The organism is Dysosmobacter sp. Phy (assembly GCF_054476235.1).
Window position 1 is genome coordinate 3,006,959 of the sequence record NZ_CM136997.1, and the last position, 20,271, is coordinate 3,027,229.

Sequence of the window (20,271 nt, forward strand, 5' to 3'; positions counted from 1 at the left end):
ATGATCGATACCCGCGGTTACATCTGCCCCACCCCGGTGCTGATGGTCCAGAAGGCCCTGAAAGACGGCCCCGCCAGCGTGGAGGTGCTCTGCGACGCCCGGGCGGCGGTGGAGAACGTCACCCGCTTCGCCAAATCCCAGGGCTATCAGGTGACGGAGGCTCCGGAGGGCCCCGACTTCAAGCTGACGCTGACGAAATGAGAAACACGGGAGACGGACCGGTCCGTCTCCCGTGTTTTTTTACGCTTCCTCCCAGAAGAGCTCGTCCAGGGTCTTGCCCAGCACGCGGCAGATGGCCAGGCACAGCTTGATGGTGGGGTTGTAGTCCCCCTTCTCAATGGCATTGATGGTCTGGCGGGAGACCCCCACCGCCTCCGCCAGCTGCTGCTGGCTCAGGTCCCTGGCGGCCCGGGCGGATTTCAGGCGGAGGTTCTTCATTCCCCGTCCTCCTCGTCGCGTCCGGTCCCGTGGATCAGGTACACCGCCAGGATCACCAGACACAGCGCCCCCAGCAGGAGATTCGTCGCGCGGAAGGTGAGGACGCCCTCCTCCACCAGTCCGCCACGGACCAGGTTCCCCATGCCGCAGATGAGGTTCGTCGCCGCGGCGGCGATCAGAGTCATCAAAATCTGCCGGGGCTTTTCCCGCAGGCTGACATAGGCCCCTTTGACGATACAGGTGGAGGCAAAGACGCCGCCGCCCACGCAGAAGCACAGCACCGCCCCGGTCATGGCGTCGCACCAGCGGCCCACCAGCAGCTCCGAAGCCCCGTACAGCGCCGCGGTCACAAGGGTGGCGATGAAAGCGTATTTATAGGCCGTGCCCCGGGCCCGCTCCTGCCGCTCGTCAAAAGTCATGTCCAGCACCTTGGCTCGGATGAGAACGCCGATCAGGACAGCGGCCACCGCCAGCCCCACCAGTGCGCCCATCAGCGTCTCCGCCGTCATTCCGTTCATGGCGATCCCTCCTGTTCCTGGATGGGACCATGTTACCATTCTCTTTACTTTTTGTCAACTATATTTTACTTTTTGTCGTGAAGAACTGCCGCAGCCCTTGCTGCGGCAGTTGGTCAGTCCCCGGTCCCCCGGTACTGTTCGATCTGGCGGTAGAGGCACTGGAGGCCGTCGGAGAGCCCTCCCACCTCATCGATGAGGCCAACCCGCACCGCCTCCTCCCCGTAGAGGACGCTGCCCACGTCGGCGGCCATGTCGTCCTTGCGGAGCATGAGGGTCTGGAAGTCCTCGGCGGAGATGTGGCTGTGGCCGGAGACGAAGGCCACGATCCGCTCCTGGAGCCGCTGGAAGTAGCTGTACGTCTGGGGGGCTGCAATGACGGTGCCGCTCATGCGGACCGGGTGGATGGTCATGGCGGCGGAGGGCACGGCGAAGCTCCGCCGGGCCGCCACCGCCAGCGGCACACCGATGGAGTGGCTGCCGCCCAGGACGATGGAGACGGTGGGCTTCGTCATGCCCGCGATCAGCTCGGCGATGGCAAGGCCCGCCTCCACGTCGCCGCCCACGGTGTTGAGGAGGAACAGCACGCCGTCTACCTCCTCCGCCTCCTCCAGCTTGGCAAGGAGGGGCAGGACGTGCTCATACTTGGTGGTCTTGGTCTGGTCCGGGGCGTTGCTGTGGCCCTCGATCTGGCCGATGATGGTGAGGCAGTAGACGCTGCCGTGGGGCGTACGGGTCAGGGCGGAGCCGAAGTCCACGATCTGCTGGGCCAGGCCGCCGGTGTTTTCGTCGTTTTCCCCGGCGGCGCTGCACGCTTTGGTCTGTTCGCTCATAGGATCCCTCGCTTTCTCCCGTAGCATCTGCGTTTTTGGCGAAAACTACGCACCCCTCGGACTTTCTTTTTTCCCGTTCCTGTGATATGATAAAACAATCCAATTTTAAAATGCCCAGACCGCAAAACGGGAGGTGCATCTTGTGGAGAAAATCCGTCAAACACTTTCCGCCCTCCGGGTCCATTGGCCCCGGATCCTGATTGCCTGTCTGGTCCTGGCGCTGTCCTTTGGGGCGGGCATGAGCATGCAGGCAGCGCTGGAGCGCACGGAGAAGGAAGAGGAAATCCAGGCCGCTCTCTCCAATTTCAGCCGCCAGATGAAGATATTCTCCAACGATGTGAAGCGGATCACACGAGAAGCCGAGCAGGCCGAGGCGGCCGGGAAGCCTGCGGAGGACCCGTCGGAAAATCATGTCATCTCATCGGACCTGGCCTTTCTGCGGGCAAAAGCCGTCGCCATCGCGGACATGGCGGAGCTGCCCGGGTCCCGCCAATATCCCAATGCCAAGGTCTATTTGGCGTCCTGGGAACCGGCGCTGCTGGGCGCCGGCTGCGCCGACGCGGAGGCCCTGACTGAGATCGAGACCGTCTGCCGCCCCCTTTGGGATGCAGTGACTGGTCTTTCCTGTAAGGACACCCTGACCCGGCTGGAGGAGAACATCCTCTCCGGAGACTATCAGGATGCCCTGGACCTGCTGGGCATCGGCGACTTGATACCGACAACCACCCAAGGAGGAACCTAACATTGGAACAGACGAAACAGCGCATCGTGGTGAAGGTGGGCACCTCCACCCTCACCCATGAGTCCGGGGCACTGGACCTTCGGAGCATGGAGCACCTGGTCCGGACCCTGGCGGACCTGCACGGCGCCGGGAACGACGTGATCCTGGTGACCTCCGGCGCCATCGCCGTGGGCACCGCCAAGCTGGGGCTGGCCGAGCGGCCCAAGGAACTGCGGATGAAGCAGGCGGCCGCCGCCGTGGGCCAGTGCCGGATGATGCACATTTACGACAAGCTCTTCTCCGAGTACAACCGCTCCGTGGCCCAGATCCTGCTGACCGGCGACGACGTGGAGGACCCGGACCGGGCGGAGCACCTGCGCAGCACCTTCTCCGCCCTGCTGGAGATGGGGGTCATCCCGGTGGTCAACGAGAACGACTCCGTCTCCTCCGCCGAGATCGAGACCGGCCGCCACAAGGTCCTGGGCGACAACGACACCCTCTCCGCCATCGTGGCGGCCCTGTGCCGGGCGGACCTGCTGGTGCTGCTCAGCGACATTGACGGCCTCTACGACGCCGACCCCAAGACCCATCCCGGCGCGAAGCTGCTCCATCGGGTGGAGGCCCTGACGCCGGAGATCCTGGACATGGCCGGCGGCGCCGGCAGCTGGCGGGGCACCGGCGGCATGGCCACCAAGCTCTCCGCCGCCCGCCGGGCCATGGAGGCCGGGTGCGACATGGTCATCACCAACGGCAAGCGGATGGAGGACCTCTACGGCATCGTGGAGGGACAGGACATCGGGACCCGGTTCATCGCCAAACGCGAAGCATAAAGAGAGCTCCTCCCAACTTTTCACTCTCAAACTCAAAAGGGGTGCATTGATATGACGGATCTGCAAAAGCAGGGTGCGGCGGCAAAGGCCGCGTCCTATACCCTCTCCACCGCCGGGACGGCGAAGAAGAACGCCGCCCTGGAGGCCATCGCCAATATTCTGACGGAACGGCAGGACGAGTGGCTCTCCGCCAACGCTGCCGACGTGGCCGCCGCGAAGGAGGCCGGGATGCGCCCGGCCATGCTGGACCGGCTGACGCTGAACGCCGAACGGATCGCCGGCATCGTGGACGGCGTGCGGCAGGTAGCGGCTCTGCCGGACCCCATCGGCAAGGTGGACAAGATGGAGACCCGGCCCAACGGCCTCATCATCGGCCGGCGGCGGGTGCCCCTGGGCGTCATCGCCATCATCTTCGAGGCCCGGCCCAATGTCACCGTGGACGCGGCGGCGCTGTGCCTCAAATCCGGGAACGTGTGCATCCTCCGGGGCGGCAGGGAGGCCATCCGGTCCAACCGCTGCGTCACGGAGCTGATGCGCCAGGCCCTGGAGCAGGCGGGCCTCCCCGCCGACTGCATCTCCCTGGTGCAGGACACCTCCCACGACACCGCCAATGAGCTGATGCACCTGGACGGATACGTGGACGTGCTGATCCCCCGGGGCGGCGCGGGCCTCATCCGGGCGGTGGCAAAGGAGGCCAGCGTGCCGGTGATCCGCACGGGAGAGGGCGTGTGCCACGTGTATGTGGACGACGAGGCGGATCTGGACATGGCGGCGAAAATCCTCTATAACGCCAAGTGCTCCCGGCCCTCGGTGTGCAACGCGGCGGAGTGCGTCCTGGTCCACCGGGACGTGGCGGCGGACTTCTGGAAGCGGGCCCTCCCCCTGCTGGACGAGAAGGGCGTGGAGCTGCGAGCGGACCAAGAGGCCCTGGCGCTGCTGGGCACCCGGGCGCTGCCTGCCCAGGAGAGCGACTGGGACGCGGAGTACGACGACTACATCCTGGCCGCCAGGACCGTGGGCGGCATGGAGGAGGCCATCGATTTCATCAACGCCCACGGCACCCAGCACTCCGAGGCCATCATCACGAAGAACTACTTCAAGGCCCAGCGGTTCCTGGACGCAGTGGACGCGGCGGCGGTGTATGTCAACGCCTCCACCCGCTTTACCGACGGCGGCGAGTTCGGCCTGGGCGCGGAGATCGGCATCTCCACCCAGAAGATGCACGCCCGGGGCCCCATGGGTCTGGAGGAGCTGACCAGCTGCAAATACGTGATCTACGGCGAGGGCCAGGTGCGCTGACGCCGGAAAAGGGGGAGAGGATATGGTATTTCAAACGGCCGCGCTCAGCGTCATCGCGCTGCTGCTGTTGCTGCTGATGCTGACCCGAAAGGCGGGGCATCTGAAGCTGCTGCTGGGAGTTCTCACAGCGGCGGCCGCCGTGGCGTCCATGGTGTTCTTCATCCTGACGGTGCGCGCCTCCGGCGGTCCGGACGCCGGAAAAGCGGCCGTGCAGCTGTATCTCCCCTGCGGGATCTACGCCGCCGCGGCGGTGTGGGGCCTGGCGGCAGCGGCGCTGAGCCGACGGAAGCTGCGGCGGGAAAAGGCCGCCCGGCAGGCGGAGCGGAAGCAGCCGCCCCAGGACCCGCCGGCGGGTCCCGCCGTCTGAGGGACGGCACATCATCATCGAGAAAGCGGGGAGCAATATGACATTCGGATTCATCGGCACCGGCAACATGGGCGGTGCCCTGGCCAGGGCGGCCCGGAAGAAACTCCCGGGCGAAAACATTCTCCTGGCCAACCGCACGGCGGCCAAGGCGGAGGCGCTGGCCGCGGAGCTGGGGTGCCGGGCCGTGGACAACGCCGCGGCGGCAGAGCAGGCGGAGTTCCTCTTCCTGGGCGTGAAGCCCTATATGGTGGCGGGCCTCATGGAGGAGATCGGCCCGGTGCTGGCGGCCCGGAAAGACCGGTTCGTGCTGGTGTCCATGGCGGCAGCCCTGACCATCCCAGATCTGCGGCAGCGGGGCTGCGGCGACTGGCCCGTCATCCGCATCATGCCCAACACCCCCTCCGCCGTGGGCGAGGGCGTGATCTTCTACACCTGCGACGGTGTGACGGAGGAAGAACTGGCAGCCTTCCTGGAGGCCATGTCCGGCGCCGGGCGGCTGCTGCCCCTGGACGACCATCTGATGGACGCCGGCAGCGCCGTGGCAGGCTGCGGCCCGGCCTTTGTGGACCTCTTCATGGAGGCCATGGCCGACGGCGGCGTGGCCTGCGGTCTCAGCCGCCCCATGGCCATGGAGTGCGCCGCCCAGACCCTGATCGGCGCAGCCAAGCTGATGCTGGCCACGGGCACGCACCCCGGCGCCCTGAAGGACGCGGTATGCTCTCCCAGCGGCGCCACCATCCAGGGTGTGCGGACGCTGGAAAAGGCCGGGTTCCGGGGCGCGGTCATAGACGCGGTGATCGCCGCCTATGAAAAAAGCGCACAAATGAAATGAGCAGCAGCGGACCGTCCCGACGGAACGGTCCGCTGTTTTGCAGGGGGGCGCGCGGTGGCTCTGCACGGAAGCACTCCTCTCTATGACCCCGCTTCGGGCAAAGAAAAAGAGGCGCTGCATACGCAGCGCCTCTTTTGTCAGTCTGCTTTGGAATACACGCTCAGGCGGCAGCTTCCTCGGCGGTGCTGTCCGCGCGGTACAGGAAGGTCACGATCTGGCCGCGGGTGCACACATTCTCGGGAGAGAAGGTGGTGCCGTCGCCGGTGCCCTTGGTGACCTCCTGGGCCACGGCCCAGTTCACCGCGGCGGCATAGTCGGCATCAGCAGCCACATCGGTGAAGGAAGCGGCAGCGGCGTCGTCGGGAGAGCCGGCAGCCATCCACATGAAGTACACCGCCTGGGCACGCGTGCAGGCCGTGTTGGGGACGAAGGTCTCGTCGATCATCTTCTTCTCGAAAGCCCACAGGGCGGCCTTGTAGTAGTAAGCGTCGGCGCTGACAGCTTCGCCGAAGGGATTCTCGGTGGTTTCGGCGGCAGGCTCGCCGTTGGCACGCCACAGGAAGGTCAGAATGTTGGCCTCGGTGCAGTTCTCACCGGGGACAAAGGTGGTCTCTGTGCGGCCGGTGGTGATGCCCTCTTCCACGGCCCACAGAATGCCGTCATAGTAAGCGGAGGTCTCCGCCACGTCGGCGAAGGGGTTCTCGAAGGGCAGCTCCACAGTAATGCGGCCGGCGGGCTCGCCGTAGGCCTCAGCAGTGACAACACCCTTGAGCTCGGTGGTGATGTAGTCCATGACCACCTCGTCCATGGGAATGCCCAGGTCGTAATTCACGGAGGCAGCGGCAAAGGCGTAGTAGGTATCACCGCCGGCGGCCAGAAAATCGTTGGTGGCGATGGAATAAGTGGCCTTGGGATCGAAGGCCTTGCCACCCACGGTCTCGATGGTCACACGCTGGATGCTCTTGGGTCCGTAATAGGTGGAGCCGGGATACAGGTCGCCCTGGTCATAGGCCACGGTGGTATCCACAGTGAACTCGATGCCGCTGACCTGTGGGAAGCCGCCGATGGCAGCGGGGGTGCAATAGGTGGATGCCTCCAGGGCCTCCAGCAGCTCGGCGCCGGTAACCTTGACGATGCCCAGGGTATTGCCGAAGGGCAGCACGGTATTGATATCCTTCTTGGTAATATTGCCGGCGGCGATGCTGGCACGGATGCCGCCGCCATTGGTAACGGCCGCGTCCACAGTCTCGCCGTTCTTCTTGGCGCCCCAGACCAGAGCGTCGCAGATCAGATCGCCCAGATTGGTCTCCTCAGTGCGGTTGCCGGGGTCCTTTTCGCCGTTGAGAGCAACCTCGGTCTTGGCGAACACGGTGCCGTAATCGTCGTCGATCTCCTTCTGGATGGCGGCGGCCCGGGCGGCGATGTCGGCGTCCTCGGCGGTCAGGTCGGCCAGAGCGGTAACGGTGGCGCTGATGGACTCGCCGTTGATGGTCACCACACCCACGTTCTCCAGCTTGGTGCCGGTGGAGGTGACGGCGGTGCCGGCGATACCGGCGGCCTCGGCCGCGGCGGTGACCTCGCCCAGGGTGGAGTGAGAGTGGCCGTCGATGAACACGTCAATGCCGCTGACCTTCTTCAAAAGGTCGATGGAGCGGTTGCCGGTGGACTCGTCGTCAATGCCCAGATGGCCAAGGCACACGATGTAATCGCAGCCCTCGGCCTCCAGAGCAGCCACCTGCTTCTTGGCGCAGTCAAACAGCTTGTCCTCGGCCAGGAAGGTCACGCCCTGGATCTTGGCGGGATGGGCCTTGGTGGCGGTTTCCGGGGTGTCCAGACCGAACACGCCGATCTTGGTCCCGTCGGGAGCGGTGAACACCACATTGTCCTCAAAGGCCACCTTGCCGTTGTAGAGAACGTTGGCATCCACGATGGGGAACTCGGCCGCGGCGGCCAGGGTCTTCATGTTCTCATAGCCGTAGTCGAACTCATGGTTGCCCATGCTGACCACATCGTAGCCCGCCATGTTCATCAATTCCACGGCGGTGGCGCCCTCCGACACGCTGACGGTGGGATCGCCCTGGATGAAGTCGCCGGCGTCCATCAGCAGGACATAGGCGCCCTTGGCCTCATAGGCATCCTTCAGCGCCGCCACCTTGGCATAGCCGGCGATGGCGCCGTGAACGTCATTGGTGTGCAGAATGACGATCTGACCGTCCATGGTTTTCTCTTCCGTCTCTTCCGCATGAGCGGTGACAGCCAGAGAGAACACCATGGCCACAGCCAGAAGCAGGGACAGGATCTTTCTTCTCATTTCCGTATTCCTCCTTCAAACTCATTCGCTGCGAATTCCATGCAGTTCGGATATGTTTTCAGTATAGCACATTCTCCAAAAACGGAAAGTCAGAAATCTGCAAAATTCCCCCATTTTTTATGAGCAAAATTTACAGAATTACATAAAGTTTTTTGTATTATCCATGCAGCCGCATTTTCCCCCGCCGCCTCTGGTAATCCGACGGTGCCGGTGGTATACTAAGTAAAAATGACCAGCGGCCGGTCCTCCGGCCCAGAAAGGGAGGTTTTTATGCGGACATTGCTCAAAGGCGGCACGGTGGTCTCCGGCTCCGGCCAGAAGCGGGCCGACGTGCTGATGGAGGGTGAGAAGATCCTGCGGGTGGGGCGGGACCTCACCGACGCAGACCAGACCGTGGATGTGAGCGGCTGCCTGCTCTTCCCCGGCTTCATCGATGCCCACACCCACTTCGACCTGGATGTGGCGGGCACCACCACCGCCGACGATTTCTACACCGGCAGCCGGGCGGCCCTGCGGGGCGGCACCACCACGGTGATTGACTTCGCCTGCCCCAACAAGGGAGAGTCCCTGCACTACGGTCTGGACCTGTGGCACCGCAAGGCCGACGGCCGGACCTTCTGCGACTACGGCTTCCACATGACCATCGACGACTGGAACGAGGGCATCCGGGCGGAGCTGCCGGACATGTTCGCCCAGGGCATCTCCTCGTTCAAGATGTATCTGACCTACCCCGCCATGATGATCGGGGACCGGGACGTGTACTGGGCGCTGAAAGAGCTCAGGACCCTGGGCGGCATCGCCGGGTTCCACTGCGAGAATGCCGGCGTCATCGACGGCCGTGTCGCCGAGCGCAAGGCCGCCGGGGAGCTGGGCCCTGCCTCCCATCCCCTGACCCGCCCGCCCTATCTGGAGGCGGAGGCCGTGAGCCGCCTGCTGCGCATCGCCCAGGCGGCGGACTGCCCGGTGGTCATCGTGCACCTGACCAACCGGGAGGCCCTGCGGGAGGTGGCCGCCGCCCGGAAGCGGGGGCAGAAGGTCTATGTGGAGACCTGTCCCCAGTACCTGCTGCTGGACGAGTCCGTATATTTCAACGAGGACTACTCCTCCGCAGCCCGGTATGTCTGCGCGCCGCCCATCCGGGACAAGGCAGAGCAGGAGCAGCTGTGGAAGGCCCTGCGCCGGGGCGAGATCCAAACCATCTCCACCGACCACTGCTCCTTCACCCTGGCCCAGAAGGACATGGGGCGGGAGGACTTCACCAAAATCCCCGGCGGTCTTCCCGGCGTGGAGACCCGGGGCGAGCTGATCTTTTCCTACGGCGTGGCCAAGCGCCGCATCAGCGCCGCCAAAATGTGCCAGCTGCTCAGTGAGAACCCCGCCAAGCTGTACGGCCTGTTCCCCCGCAAGGGCGTGCTGCGCCAGGGCGCCGACGCCGACATCGTGGTCTATGATCCCGGCGCCAGCCATGTGATCCGGGCGGAGGACTGCGTTGCCAACGTGGACTACAACCCCTACGAGGGCTTCGTCACCGCCGGCGGTATCCGCCAGGTGTGGCTGCGGGGCACGCTGTCTGTGGAGGACGGGAAGGTCCTGGCCCAGGAGCCTGCGGGCAAATACATGGTCCGGGGCAAGAATTCCCTGTGAGCACACGGCCATGAATCTGGTCATCATCGGGCGCTTTCCCGCGGACACAGAGGCCCGGATCCGGGCCTTCTTCCCTCCGGTCTGGAGGGTGGTTTTCGCCGGGCCGGACCTGGCCGGCCCCGGCTTGCGAGACGCGGAGGCGCTCATCCCGGAACACCTCCCGATCAATGCCGCCCTGTTGGACAGGGCCCCGAAGATGCGGATGATCCAGACCGGGGCCGGGTATGACAATGTGGACCTCGCTGAGTGCACGAGGCGAGGGATCCTCGTGTGCAGTGCTGCCGGCGTCAATGCGGCCGCGGTGGCGGAGCACACCATGGCGCTGATCCTGGGATGGTACAAAAGCATCGTCTATCTGGACACGTTTCTGAAGGCCCATCGGCACAGCCGGGAGCTGCGCTATTCCGGCGGAGAGCTTTGCGGAAAGACTGTGGGCATCATCGGCCTCGGGGCCATCGGGCAGCGGGTGTCCGCCCTGTGCCGGGCCTTCGGCATGAACGTACTGGGGCACAGCCGCCATCCAAAGTCCATCCAAGGTGTGGAAAACGTCGGTCTGGAAGCGCTGCTGGCCCGCAGCGACGTGGTGTCCCTCCACGTGCCGGCCACGCCGGAGACCCGTCATATGATTGGCCGGCAGGCGTTCCAGCGGATGAAGCCCTCCGCCATCCTGGTCAACACAGCCCGGGGCTCGGTCGTCCACGAGGCGGACCTGGTCGAGGCTTTAGACGCCCATCAGATCGCCGGCGCATGCCTGGATGTCTATGAGGAAGAGCCGCTTTCCCAAGCCAGCCGGCTGAGGGACTTCCCCAACGTGATCCTCACGCCGCATACGGCGGGGTACCCCGACGGTGTCAAATTGCATGAGCGGCGCTGCGCCTTTTTTGCCGGCAACCTTCAGCGGGCCTGGCGGGGAGAACTGCCGGAGAACCTGCTGAACCCGGACGCCTGGACCGGCTGGAGATAAGCCCCTCCGCAGACTGGCGGTCCCTGCGTGCAAAAGGGACTTTGCCCGCTGCCGATCAAATAGGCGCCCGTCTCATTGAAAATGAGGCGGGCGCCTGTTCTGCTGTTGATGTGTTTTCAGCCCTCTGCAGGCTCCTCCCACTGGACATCCACGATGGTGCCGTCAGAGAACTCGATGTACTCGCTCTTCAGAATGTAATCCGTCTTGCCGATCCGGACCTCCTGGTCCCCCACCTTAGTGGTCATCACCTCGCCGGCAGCGGTCTCCGTGGTGGCGGTGAAGAGCAGCGTCACATGCTCCGGATCCTCGATCCACTGCCCGTCGGGCCCCAGCACGTAGTAGGGCTCCTTCTCCACGCTCTCGATCTGGCCGCCCACCAGGGCGCCGGAGGCCATCAGCGGGGAGGGCAGGTGGCTCCGGCAGGTCTCATACAGCTCAGCGGGCACGCCCTCGCATTTGACCACATAGGTGACCTTCACTGCATTCTCCTCGGCCTGTTCCGCCGCGCCGGTGCGGCTGAGCAGCTTCCATCCGGCGAAGGCCAGCACCGCCAGAATCAGGAGCACGGCGATGATATCGATTACGTTGAATTTTCCGATGCGTTTTGCTTTTTGTTCCATGGTATCCTCCGTAAAGGGCCCTGGGGCCCCGGATTTTAGCGGACTGTCTTATGGACAAGCTCCGAGAGGTATTGTATAATATTTTCCGCTGTTTCACAAGTCCCAAACGAAAGAAAGGCATCTCATGAACGTCATTCATCTCATCAGCGGCGGCGACTCCGGCGGGGCCAAGACCCACGTGCTGAGCCTGCTGCAAAACCTGAATCAACAGATCCACGCCCAGCTGGTCTGCTTCCGGGAGGGGCCCTTCGCCCAGGAGGCCCGGGACATGGGCATCCCCACCATGATCTGCGAGGGCAACAACGTGCTGCGGACCCGCCGCCAGCTGACCGCTTATATCCGTCAGGGCGGCTATGAGCTGATCCACTGCCACGGCTCCCGGGCCAACATGATCGGCGCTCTGCTGCGCCGGACCACGGGAGTGCCGGTGGTGACCACCGTTCACAGCGACTATCGTCTGGACTACATGGGCCGTCCTCTGAGCCACCTGATCTTCGGCACCATCAACGCCTGGGCGCTGCACCGGCTGGACTACCGCATCGGCGTGTCCGACGCCATGGTGGACCTGCTGATCTCCCGGGGCTTTCCGGCGGATCGGTTTTACGCCATCTACAACGGAATCGATTTCACCCCTGCCCCCGACCAGGGGGACCGCTTGACCTATCTGCGGCAGCTGGGAGCCGACGTGGATGAGGACTCCGTGGTGGTGGGCATCGCCGCCCGGCTCAATCCGGTGAAGGACATGTCCACCCTGGTGCGGGGCTTTGCCGCCGCCTACAAGGAGTGTCCCCGGCTGCGTCTGGTCATCGCCGGCGACGGCGAGGAAAAGGAGAAGCTCACCGCCCTGGCCGCGGAGCTGGGCGTAGCCAAGCAGGTGACCTTTGCCGGCTGGATCAGCGGCGGCATGGACCGGTTCTACGCCGCTCTGGACGTCAACGCCCTGACCAGCCTGTCCGAGACCTTCCCCTACGCTCTGACCGAAGGCGCCCGGTTCCACCTGGCCACGGTGGCCACCGCCGTGGGCGGCATCCCCTGTCTGATCGACCAGGGGGTCAACGGCTACCTGTTCACTCCCGGCGACTGGCAGGAGCTGGGCCGCCGGCTGGCGGAGCTGGGCCGGGACGATGCTCTGCGCCGGCAGCTGGGTGAGAAGCTCTATCAGAAGGCCTCCACCCAGTTCTCCATCCAGCACACCGTGGACACCCAGCTCCACATCTACCGGGAGATCCTCCGCCGCCACCGCCGCCCCGCCGCGGCCCGGGACGGCGTGGTGATCTGCGGCGCCTACGGCCGGGGCAACGCCGGCGACGACGCCATTCTGGAGGCCATTCTCCAGGAGATGCGCGCCATTGACCCGGATATGCCCATGACGGTCCTCAGCAAGGACCCCAAGAGCACCCGCCTGACCTACCGGGTCCGGGCAATCCACCGGTCCAACCTGCCGGCGTGGCTCATGGCCATGCACCAGGCAAAGCTGTATATCAACGGCGGCGGCAGCCTCATCCAGGACGTGACCTCCCGCCGGTCCCTGTGGTTCTATCTCCACAACATCTCCGCCGCCAAGCGGGCCGGCTGCAAGGTGCAGATGTACGGCTGCGGCATCGGCCCCGTTACCAGGGACAGCCACCGCCGCCTGGCCGCCAAGATCCTCAACCGCTATGTGGACGTCATCACCCTGCGGGAGCCGGACTCCCTGGCGGAGCTGCGGGCCATGGGCGTCACCGAGCCGGAGATCTTGCTGACGGCAGACCCGGCCCTGACCCTCTCCAAGGCCCCGGAGGACGAGATCGACAGCGTATTGCTGCGCGCCGGCATCCCGCCCCACGGAAAGTATATCTGCTTCGCCCTGCGGCGGTGGAAGGGCTTCGAGGAGAAGGCGCCCCTCTTCGGCGCGGCGGCGGAGTACGCCTACTGGACCTACGGCCTGACCCCGGTGTTCGCCGCTGTGGAAAAGCATCTGGACCCCGGCGCCGGGCAGATGGCCGCCCGGGGGCTGTCCGTGCCACACTACTTCCTGGACGACGCCGGCGGCGCCGGCACCATCATCGGCGCTCTGAGCCGGATGGAACTGGTGGTGTCCATGCGCCTTCATGCCCTGATCTTCTCCGCCGGGCAGGGCATCCCCCTGGCGGGCGTGGTGTACGATCCAAAGGTCTCCGCTTTCCTGCGCTACATCGGCCAGGAGCTGTTTGTGGATCTGCAGGATCTGACCGAGGCGGACCTGCGGCATATGATCGATCGCTGCGTCGCCCAGGCCAGGGACCCCGGCACTCAGGCCGCGGCGGTGGCCCGGCTTCAGGAGATGGAGCGGGGCAATGTGCGCACGGCCCGGCGGCTGCTGGGCCTGCCGGAAACTGAGAAAAAGAATGAGGGAAGCAAATGAAGATCATGGTATATGAGGTCCGCGCCGACGAGCGGGCAGAGCTGGAGCGGCAGAGCCGGGCGCTGGGGGTGGAGCTGATCCTCAGCGAGGAGGTGCCCACCGTGGAAAACGCCGCCCTGGCGGCGGGCTGCGAGGGCGTGTCCATCCTGGGCCAGGGCCGCATCGACGCCCCCCTGCTGGACGCCTACAAGGCCCTGGGCGTGGAGTACCTCTCCACCCGTACCATCGGCTACGACCACATCGACCTGGACCACGCCCGCGCCACCGGCATCCGGGTGTGCAACGCCAGCTACGCCCCCAACGGCGTGGCGGACTTCACGGTCATGATGATCCTCATGTGCCTGCGCCACTACAAGCAGGCCCTGTGGCGGGGACAGGTCAACGACTTCTCCCTGACGGGTCTCCAGGGCCGGGAGATGAAAGACTTGACCATCGGTATCATCGGCACCGGCCGCATCGGCGCCCAGGTGATCCGAAACCTCTCCGGCTTCGGCTGCCGGATCCTGGCCTATGACCTGCGGCAAAACCCGGCGGTGGAGCCGCTGGTGACCTATGTGGACTTTGAGACCCTGCTGGCCCAGTCCGACGTGATCTCCCTCCACATGCCTCTGCTGGAGTCCAACCGCCACATCATCGACCGGGCCGCCATCGCCAGGATGAAGGACGGCGTGGTGATCGTCAACTGCTCCCGGGGCGAGCTGGCGGACATCGAAGCCCTGATCGAGGGCATCGAGACCGAAAAGATCGGCGCGTTGGGCATGGACACCGCCGAGGGCGACGAGGGCATCATCCACGCCGACCACCGGGTGGACATCCTGTCCAACCGCAACTGGTTCTATCTCCACCAGTTCCGCAACGTCATCATGACCCAGCACATGGCCTTCTACACCGACGCCGCCGTATCCAGCATGGTCCGCTGCGGCATCGAGGGACTGTGCCAGATGGCCCGGGGCGAAATCTGCCCCACGGAGCTGACGGGGCGCTAACGGGTATCGCCGCAGCGGCTGCGCTGAACAGCGATGGTGGCCAGGGTGTCCCCCAGCTGGGTCAAAATGGCTGCTGTCAGACTCAGGTCCTCATCCTCCAGACGGGCCGCAATGGCCACCGCCAGGGTATTGACCGCCGTGGTCAGGGCCGCCGGGTCACAGTCATTAAGGCGCATCTCCATCCCTCCCCTGCCACCTTATGAGCAATGGGCCGCGTTCAGCCCCTCCATCCTGCAAAAAGCCCGGCGGAGCGCCAGAAGGCGCCCGCCGGGCTCTTTTATACATTCATACAGGAAACCCTCATAAGATCTCGTTGTCCTCGCCTGCGTGGTGGGCATTGGTTTGGACATTGATATACCGGGCTTTCAGCTTGGAGTAGAGGATGGTCTGGCTGGAGTAGAGGCCGTTGTAGCCGGAGAGCATGTAGCTGACGCCGCAGGCCAGGGCAAAGTACAAAAGGCCGCCGTCTCCGAACAGCTCCACCGACAAAAAGATGGAGGCCATGGGGCAGTTGACCGCCGCGCAGAACACCGCCACCAGTCCCACCGCGGCGGCAAACTCCGCCGACAGGCCCAGCAGAGGCCCAGCCACACAGCCAAAGGTAGCCCCCACGAAGAAGGAGGGCACCACCTCGCCGCCCTTGAAGCCGGCGCCCAGGGTGATGGCCGTGAACAGGATCTTCAGCAAAAAAGCCACAGGATGGGCGCTCCCCTGCTCCACAGCGGCGGTGATGACCTCCATGCCGGCGCCGTTGTAGTCGGTGGTGCCGCAGAGATAGGTCAGGGCAACGATGGCGCAGCCGCCGGCCACCGCCCGCAGCCAGGGGTTCGGTATCCGCCGCTTGAGCTGACGCTCCGCCCCGTGGACGGCGCCGCAGAAGATCACCGACACCAGGGCGCATCCGGCGCCCAGCACCGCCACCCGCAGCAGCGTGCCGCCCGCCAGCTCCGGCGCCTGCACCGCAAAGCGGGTGGGCTCCACCCCCATCTCCACGGAGATCCAGTAGGCCACCAGCGAAGCCGTCAGACAGGGGATCAGCGCGGCGTGGTACATGACGCCGATGCTGATGACCACGATGGCGAAGATGGTGGCGGTCAGAGGTGTGCCGAACAGGGCGGCAAAGAAGGCCGCCATGCCGGTCATGGTAGCGGTGCGCATATCCCGGTCGTCCAGGCCGAACAGATGGCCGGTGTAATAACCGATGGTGCCGCCCATCTGCAGCGCGGCACCCTCCCGTCCGGCGGAACCGCCGCACAGGTGGGTCAGCACCGTGCTGAAGAAGATGGCGGGCAGCAGCCAGATCCGCAGGCCCTTTCCATGGTGGACGGCGTCGATGATGTCATTGGTGCCCTGGCCCTCGGTCTTTGTCAGCTTGTACAGGCCCACGATCGCAAGGCCCGCCAGGGGCAGGCACCAGAGCAGCCAGGGATGATCCTCCCGCAGCGCAGTGGCCTCATGTACACCGATGTGGAACAGGGCCCCCACCACGCCGCAGCAGCAGCCGGTGACGGCGGCCAGCAGCAGCCACTTTGCAAGCGCCCGCGCGTACAGTCCGATGTGGGCCAGCAGGGCCAGCAGCCGTTTCCAGTATCCTTCCAGCATAGCGCCCTCCGCCTCAGGCCCGGGCCGCCAGCAGCGGCTCTTCCCCCCGGCCGTCCAGCCGGGTCTCCAGGGACTCCGGGTCCTTCAGATAGCGGCTGAAGGCCGCGAAGAACCGTGAGTACTCGATACCCGTGGCGATCCGCTCGTCCATGACCACGCCCAAGGGCATCTGCTTTTTCCGGCTGCCCGGGGCCGCCATGGGATCCGGCACCGGCTTGCCCATGCACACGAACACGCTGGTGGTGCCGAACTCGTAGCAGTGGTGGAAGATGTAGCTGGTGTTGATGGAGGCCAGGTTGGTGATGAACAGGCTGGTGTGGAAGGGGCTCAGGTCGATGATCTTCCGGGGCAGCAGCCCGTGGAGATCCAGGTGGTATGCCAGCCAGAACACGAACCGGGCCAGGCCCGGCACGGCAAAGGCGAAGTTTGCAAATTTGTCCGTACTATTGTTATGGGTTACCACGCTGTTGCGGTCGATGTGCTCCTTGATCTTGCGGCTGATGGTGAACACCGTATCCTCCGGCTCCAGGAAGATCTTCAGGGTGGTCTCGTCCGGCGTGCCGTCGGCCCGGGTCTTGAGGATCACGAAGCTGAAGCAGAAGTGGTTGCGCTTGTAGATCTTCCGGTTCATGACGAAGCAGTTGACCTTGGGGTTCTCCAGCGCCGCCTTATAGTAGGCCGCCACCAGCACGCTCATATGGGTCACAGACATCCCCTCCCGCCGCTTGCGGCGGATGTAGGACTTGATGAGGTCCTCGTCCACAGTGTCACTGGCCCAATTCTGGGCGTCAAAACGGCGGGGCATGATATAGGGCAGTGCCTGTACGATAGGCGAAAGACCCTTCATCCGGGTTCCATCCGGTCTCATGGCGTTTTCCTCGTTCTTTCCTAAACTACGGGCCTGCCGGCCCACACATATACACGTTTAGATTATACCGCACACGGCATGTTTTTGCAACGGTGTCCGGTCAAAAGCCCCGATTTCCGGTGGTGCGCTCGTCCGCCACATTCCGGATCAAGTCATGTCTCCCCACCGGCCCGCATAGACTGGGACGGGCTTTCCGAAAAAGGTCCACTTCTTTTTTGTTGATTATTTTGAATTCTGTGTTATACTGAAGCTGAACAGGCATTTTTGCCAAGAGAGTGCCGAAAAATCAACGATTGTTTGGAGGAAACAGATATGAAGTACGGCAGAACCTACAATTTCTCCGCCGGTCCCGCCATGATGCCGGAGCCGGTGCTGGAGGAGATCGCCGCCGAGATGATGAACTATCGCGGCAGCGGCATGTGCGTCATGGAGATGAGCCACCGGTCCAAGGTGTTCCAGCAGATCATCGAGGAGGCCGAGGCGGACCTCCGGAAGCTCATGAACATCCCCGACAACTACAAGGTCCTCTTCGTCCAGGGCGGCGGCACCGTCCAGTTCGCCATGGTGCCCATGAACCTGATGAAGAACGGCGTGGCCTGCTATGTGGAGACCGGCGCCTGGTCCAAGAAGGCCATCAAGGAGGCTCAGAAGTACGGCGAGGTGAAGATCGTGGCCTCCTCCGCCGACAAGAACTTCTCCTACATCCCCGACTGCTCCGATCTGGACATTCCTGACAATGCGGATTACGTCTACATCTGCGAGAACGAGACCATCAACGGCACCACCTACTATCACCTGCCCAACACCAAGGGCAAGATTCTGGTGGCGGACCAGTCCTCCATGTTCCTCTCCCGTCCCTGCGATGTGAGCAAGTACGGCCTGATCTGGGCCGGCGTGCAGAAGAACGTGGGCCCCGCTGGCATGGCCGTGGTCATCATCCGCGAGGACCTGCTGCGGGACGACCTGCCCAAGTTCGTTCCCACCTACCTCAACTATAAGACCCACGCCGATGCCGACTCCCTGTACAACACCCCCAACTGCTGGGCCATTTACTGCTGCGGCAAGGTATTCAAGTACCTGCTGGATAACGGCGGCCTGGAGGCCATGAACAAGCGCAACGAAGAAAAGGCCGCGGTTCTGTACGACTTCCTGGACCAGAGCAAGTTCTTCACCGGCGCCGTGGTGAAGGAGGACCGCTCTTTGATGAACGTGCCCTTCGTGTCTCCGTCCAAGGAGCAGGACGCCGACGTGGTGGCCGCCACCAAGGCCGCGGGCTTCGACAACCTCAAGGGCCACAAGAGCGTGGGCGGCCTGCGGGCGTCCATCTACAACGCCATGCCCAAGGAGGGCGTGGAGGCCCTGGTGGAATTCCTGAAGAAGTACGAGGCAGAACACGCATAAAGAGGGGACTGCGTCCTCCCTTTAGATCCCCCCGCCGGTGACGCCGGTCACTGGTGAGTGCGCCCCACGGGCGCACAGGTCGGGGTATTTCCGGCAGGTACACGCCCTGCTAAGCTGCGCTTTAAAGTGGGGACTGCGTCCCCCCTTTAGATCCCCCCGCCGGTGACGCCGGTCACTGGTGAGTGCGCCCCACGGGCGCACAGGTCGGGGTATTTTCGGCAGGTACACGCCCTGCTAAGCTGCGCTTTAAAGTGGGGACTGCGTCCCCCCTTTAGATCCCCCCCACCAGTGACACCCGTCACTGGTGAGTGCGCCCCCCGGCGCACAGGTCGGGGTATTTTCGGCAGGTACACGCCCTGCCGAAAATGACTTCGCGTTCTTCTTTCCCACCGGCAGAAGAACCGGGGAAAGCTTCGTTTTCCCCTCCCCCTTCCGATTTCGCCGGATACGCCTGTCCCCCAATGGGCGTCTGGACTCCCGTCCTCCGGCCGCGACGATGGCACCCCTGGGGTGTGCCGGACATACAAGAAAGGGGCATGAACACATATGGCAATGCGAGTTTTGGTCACAGACGGAATGGATGCCGGCGCCATGGAGCAGCTGCGCAGGGACGGATATGAGGTCGTGGAGCAGTTCTACGAACCGGACTCTCTTGGCACCGCCCTGCGGGACTTTGACGCGGTCATCATCCGCAGCGCCACCAAAATCAAGGAACCCCAGATCGACGCCGCCAAGGGCGGCCGCCTGAAGCTCATCATCCGCGCCGGCGTCGGCGTGGACAACATCGCCGTGCCCTACGCCGAGGCGGCGGGCATCCAGGTCCGCAATACCCCCCGCGCTTCCTCCAACGCGGTGGCGGAGCTGGCCCTGGCGCTGCTGTTCTCCTGCGCCCGCAACATCTCCATCGCCGGTCACACCATGCGGGAGAACAAGTGGGAGAAAAAGGCCTACTCCAAGGGCTTTGAGCTCTCGGGCAAGACCATGGGCGTCGTAGGCTACGGCCGCATCGGCAGTCTGGTGGGCCAGAAGGCCCAGGCTCTGGGCATGAACGTCCTGTCTTATGTCAACCGGCATAAGCCGGAGGGCTGCGAGTGCGACACCATGCACTTTGTCTCCCCCGATGAGGTCTTTGCCCAGTCCGATGTGATCGTCCTCTGTGCCCCGGGCAGCGGCAAGCCTATCGTGGACGCGGAATCCCTGGCCAAGATGAAGGACGGCGTGGTGATCGTCAACGTCTCCCGGGGCGCCAACGTGGACGAGGCTGCCCTGCTGGACGCGCTGAACAGCGGCAAGGTCAAGGCCGCGGGCCTGGACGTATGGATGAGCGAGAAGGACCCCAACTGGGGCCTGGCACAGCATCCGGCCGTCTCCTGCACGCCCCATATCGGCGCGGGCACCAAGGAGGCGCAAAAACGCATCGGCGCAGAGCTGGTGGATATCATCGAGCACTTCGAGGCATAACGCCGAACTCCCGAACCGCCCCGGACGAAAGTCCGGGGCGGTCTTTTGTTGTCAGAGGGCAACCTCTCCCGACGCTCAGCTTCCACATTTTCTTGCGGTTTTCATCAAAAACCGGATCTTTTTCTCTTTGCGGCATATACAAAGTTTGTGATTTACGAAAATTTAACTGACATACCTATTTACAATCCAAAGTTGT

20 protein-coding genes are annotated in these 20,271 nt (G+C 64.2%); 12 read left to right on the plus strand and 8 right to left on the minus strand.

The features are described from left to right. Nucleotides 1-201: a sulfurtransferase TusA family protein gene (locus ACVDHE_RS14935; RefSeq protein ID WP_213038748.1), complete on the plus strand. Its 201-nt coding sequence runs from the start codon at nucleotides 1-3 to the stop codon at nucleotides 199-201. A gap of 39 nt (nucleotides 202-240) precedes the next feature. Here the strand turns inward: ACVDHE_RS14935 and ACVDHE_RS14940 are convergent, their stop codons facing one another. From ACVDHE_RS14940 to ACVDHE_RS14950, 3 genes are all read right to left on the minus strand, one after another. Continuing rightward, nucleotides 241-438: a helix-turn-helix transcriptional regulator gene (locus tag ACVDHE_RS14940; protein WP_213038749.1), complete on the minus strand. Its 198-nt coding sequence runs from the start codon at nucleotides 436-438 to the stop codon at nucleotides 241-243. Then, nucleotides 435-956: a hypothetical protein gene (locus tag ACVDHE_RS14945; RefSeq protein ID WP_458885014.1), complete on the minus strand. Its 522-nt coding sequence runs from the start codon at nucleotides 954-956 to the stop codon at nucleotides 435-437. Before ACVDHE_RS14945 ends, ACVDHE_RS14940 begins: the two co-directional genes overlap by 4 nt. Nucleotides 957-1,069: 113 nt before the next feature. Continuing rightward, nucleotides 1,070-1,786, minus strand: a complete 717-nt coding sequence (locus ACVDHE_RS14950; RefSeq protein ID WP_418726032.1) for a ClpP family protease — start codon at nucleotides 1,784-1,786, stop codon at nucleotides 1,070-1,072. 142 nt (nucleotides 1,787-1,928) lie between these two features. Here ACVDHE_RS14950 and ACVDHE_RS14955 point away from each other — a divergent pair, with 142 nt between their 5' ends. The 5 genes from ACVDHE_RS14955 to proC are packed head-to-tail and all read left to right on the plus strand — an operon-like array spanning nucleotide 1,929 to nucleotide 5,835. After that, nucleotides 1,929-2,528, plus strand: coding sequence for a hypothetical protein (locus tag ACVDHE_RS14955; protein WP_458885015.1), 600 nt, complete (start codon nucleotides 1,929-1,931; stop codon nucleotides 2,526-2,528). 2 nt (nucleotides 2,529-2,530) lie between these two features. Next, on the plus strand, nucleotides 2,531-3,337 hold the full coding sequence (gene proB / locus ACVDHE_RS14960; RefSeq protein WP_213038752.1) for a glutamate 5-kinase: 807 nt from the start codon (nucleotides 2,531-2,533) through the stop codon (nucleotides 3,335-3,337). A gap of 51 nt (nucleotides 3,338-3,388) precedes the next feature. Beyond that, nucleotides 3,389-4,636: a glutamate-5-semialdehyde dehydrogenase gene (locus ACVDHE_RS14965; RefSeq protein WP_458885016.1), complete on the plus strand. Its 1,248-nt coding sequence runs from the start codon at nucleotides 3,389-3,391 to the stop codon at nucleotides 4,634-4,636. A gap of 22 nt (nucleotides 4,637-4,658) precedes the next feature. Next, a complete protein-coding gene (locus tag ACVDHE_RS14970; RefSeq protein ID WP_458885017.1) occupies nucleotides 4,659-5,003 on the plus strand; it encodes a hypothetical protein in 345 nt (114 codons plus the stop codon). A 37-nt stretch (nucleotides 5,004-5,040) separates the two neighbouring features. Further along, complete coding sequence (gene proC / locus ACVDHE_RS14975; RefSeq protein ID WP_458885018.1) at nucleotides 5,041-5,835, plus strand: pyrroline-5-carboxylate reductase; 795 nt, start codon at nucleotides 5,041-5,043, stop codon at nucleotides 5,833-5,835. 160 nt (nucleotides 5,836-5,995) lie between these two features. On the opposite strand, the gene ACVDHE_RS14980 is transcribed toward proC, so the two are convergent. Continuing rightward, on the minus strand, nucleotides 5,996-8,146 hold the full coding sequence (locus ACVDHE_RS14980; protein ID WP_458885019.1) for a 5'-nucleotidase C-terminal domain-containing protein: 2,151 nt from the start codon (nucleotides 8,144-8,146) through the stop codon (nucleotides 5,996-5,998). 270 nt (nucleotides 8,147-8,416) lie between these two features. Here ACVDHE_RS14980 and hydA point away from each other — a divergent pair, with 270 nt between their 5' ends. After that, entirely contained in the window at nucleotides 8,417-9,790 is a 1,374-nt protein-coding gene (hydA, locus tag ACVDHE_RS14985) for a dihydropyrimidinase (protein ID WP_418726026.1), read from the plus strand. A 10-nt stretch (nucleotides 9,791-9,800) separates the two neighbouring features. After that, nucleotides 9,801-10,754: an NAD(P)-dependent oxidoreductase gene (locus ACVDHE_RS14990; RefSeq protein ID WP_204832415.1), complete on the plus strand. Its 954-nt coding sequence runs from the start codon at nucleotides 9,801-9,803 to the stop codon at nucleotides 10,752-10,754. Nucleotides 10,755-10,870: 116 nt separating this feature from the next. Here ACVDHE_RS14990 and ACVDHE_RS14995 read toward each other — a convergent pair whose 3' ends face one another. Further along, nucleotides 10,871-11,374 carry a DUF4330 domain-containing protein gene (locus tag ACVDHE_RS14995; RefSeq protein WP_458885020.1) on the minus strand — a complete coding sequence of 168 codons (504 nt, stop codon included), beginning with the start codon at nucleotides 11,372-11,374 and terminating at the stop codon, nucleotides 10,871-10,873. Between the two features lie 124 nt (nucleotides 11,375-11,498). Between ACVDHE_RS14995 and csaB the strand changes: the two genes are divergently transcribed. Next, nucleotides 11,499-13,757 carry a polysaccharide pyruvyl transferase CsaB gene (gene csaB, locus ACVDHE_RS15000; RefSeq protein ID WP_458885021.1) on the plus strand — a complete coding sequence of 753 codons (2,259 nt, stop codon included), beginning with the start codon at nucleotides 11,499-11,501 and terminating at the stop codon, nucleotides 13,755-13,757. Next, nucleotides 13,754-14,743, plus strand: a complete 990-nt coding sequence (locus tag ACVDHE_RS15005) for a D-isomer specific 2-hydroxyacid dehydrogenase family protein (protein WP_418725036.1) — start codon at nucleotides 13,754-13,756, stop codon at nucleotides 14,741-14,743. Before csaB ends, ACVDHE_RS15005 begins: the two co-directional genes overlap by 4 nt. Here ACVDHE_RS15005 and ACVDHE_RS15010 read toward each other — a convergent pair. From ACVDHE_RS15010 to ACVDHE_RS15020, 3 genes are all read right to left on the minus strand, one after another. Next, entirely contained in the window at nucleotides 14,740-14,919 is a 180-nt protein-coding gene (locus tag ACVDHE_RS15010) for a DUF6774 domain-containing protein (protein WP_213038760.1), read from the minus strand. The two genes, ACVDHE_RS15005 and ACVDHE_RS15010, sit on opposite strands and share 4 nt — an antisense overlap. A 124-nt stretch (nucleotides 14,920-15,043) precedes the next feature. Next, nucleotides 15,044-16,345, minus strand: coding sequence for a chloride channel protein (locus tag ACVDHE_RS15015; protein WP_458885022.1), 1,302 nt, complete (start codon nucleotides 16,343-16,345; stop codon nucleotides 15,044-15,046). A gap of 13 nt (nucleotides 16,346-16,358) precedes the next feature. Further along, on the minus strand, nucleotides 16,359-17,213 hold the full coding sequence (locus tag ACVDHE_RS15020) for a hypothetical protein (RefSeq protein ID WP_325224824.1): 855 nt from the start codon (nucleotides 17,211-17,213) through the stop codon (nucleotides 16,359-16,361). 312 nt (nucleotides 17,214-17,525) lie between these two features. On the opposite strand from ACVDHE_RS15020, the gene serC reads away from it, so the two are divergent. Together serC and ACVDHE_RS15030 are read left to right on the plus strand one after the other, a co-directional pair. Further along, nucleotides 17,526-18,614: a 3-phosphoserine/phosphohydroxythreonine transaminase gene (gene serC, locus ACVDHE_RS15025; RefSeq protein WP_458885023.1), complete on the plus strand. Its 1,089-nt coding sequence runs from the start codon at nucleotides 17,526-17,528 to the stop codon at nucleotides 18,612-18,614. A gap of 546 nt (nucleotides 18,615-19,160) precedes the next feature. Continuing rightward, complete coding sequence (locus ACVDHE_RS15030) at nucleotides 19,161-20,075, plus strand: NAD(P)-dependent oxidoreductase (RefSeq protein ID WP_418725033.1); 915 nt, start codon at nucleotides 19,161-19,163, stop codon at nucleotides 20,073-20,075. Nucleotides 20,076-20,271: the final 196 nt, after the last annotated feature.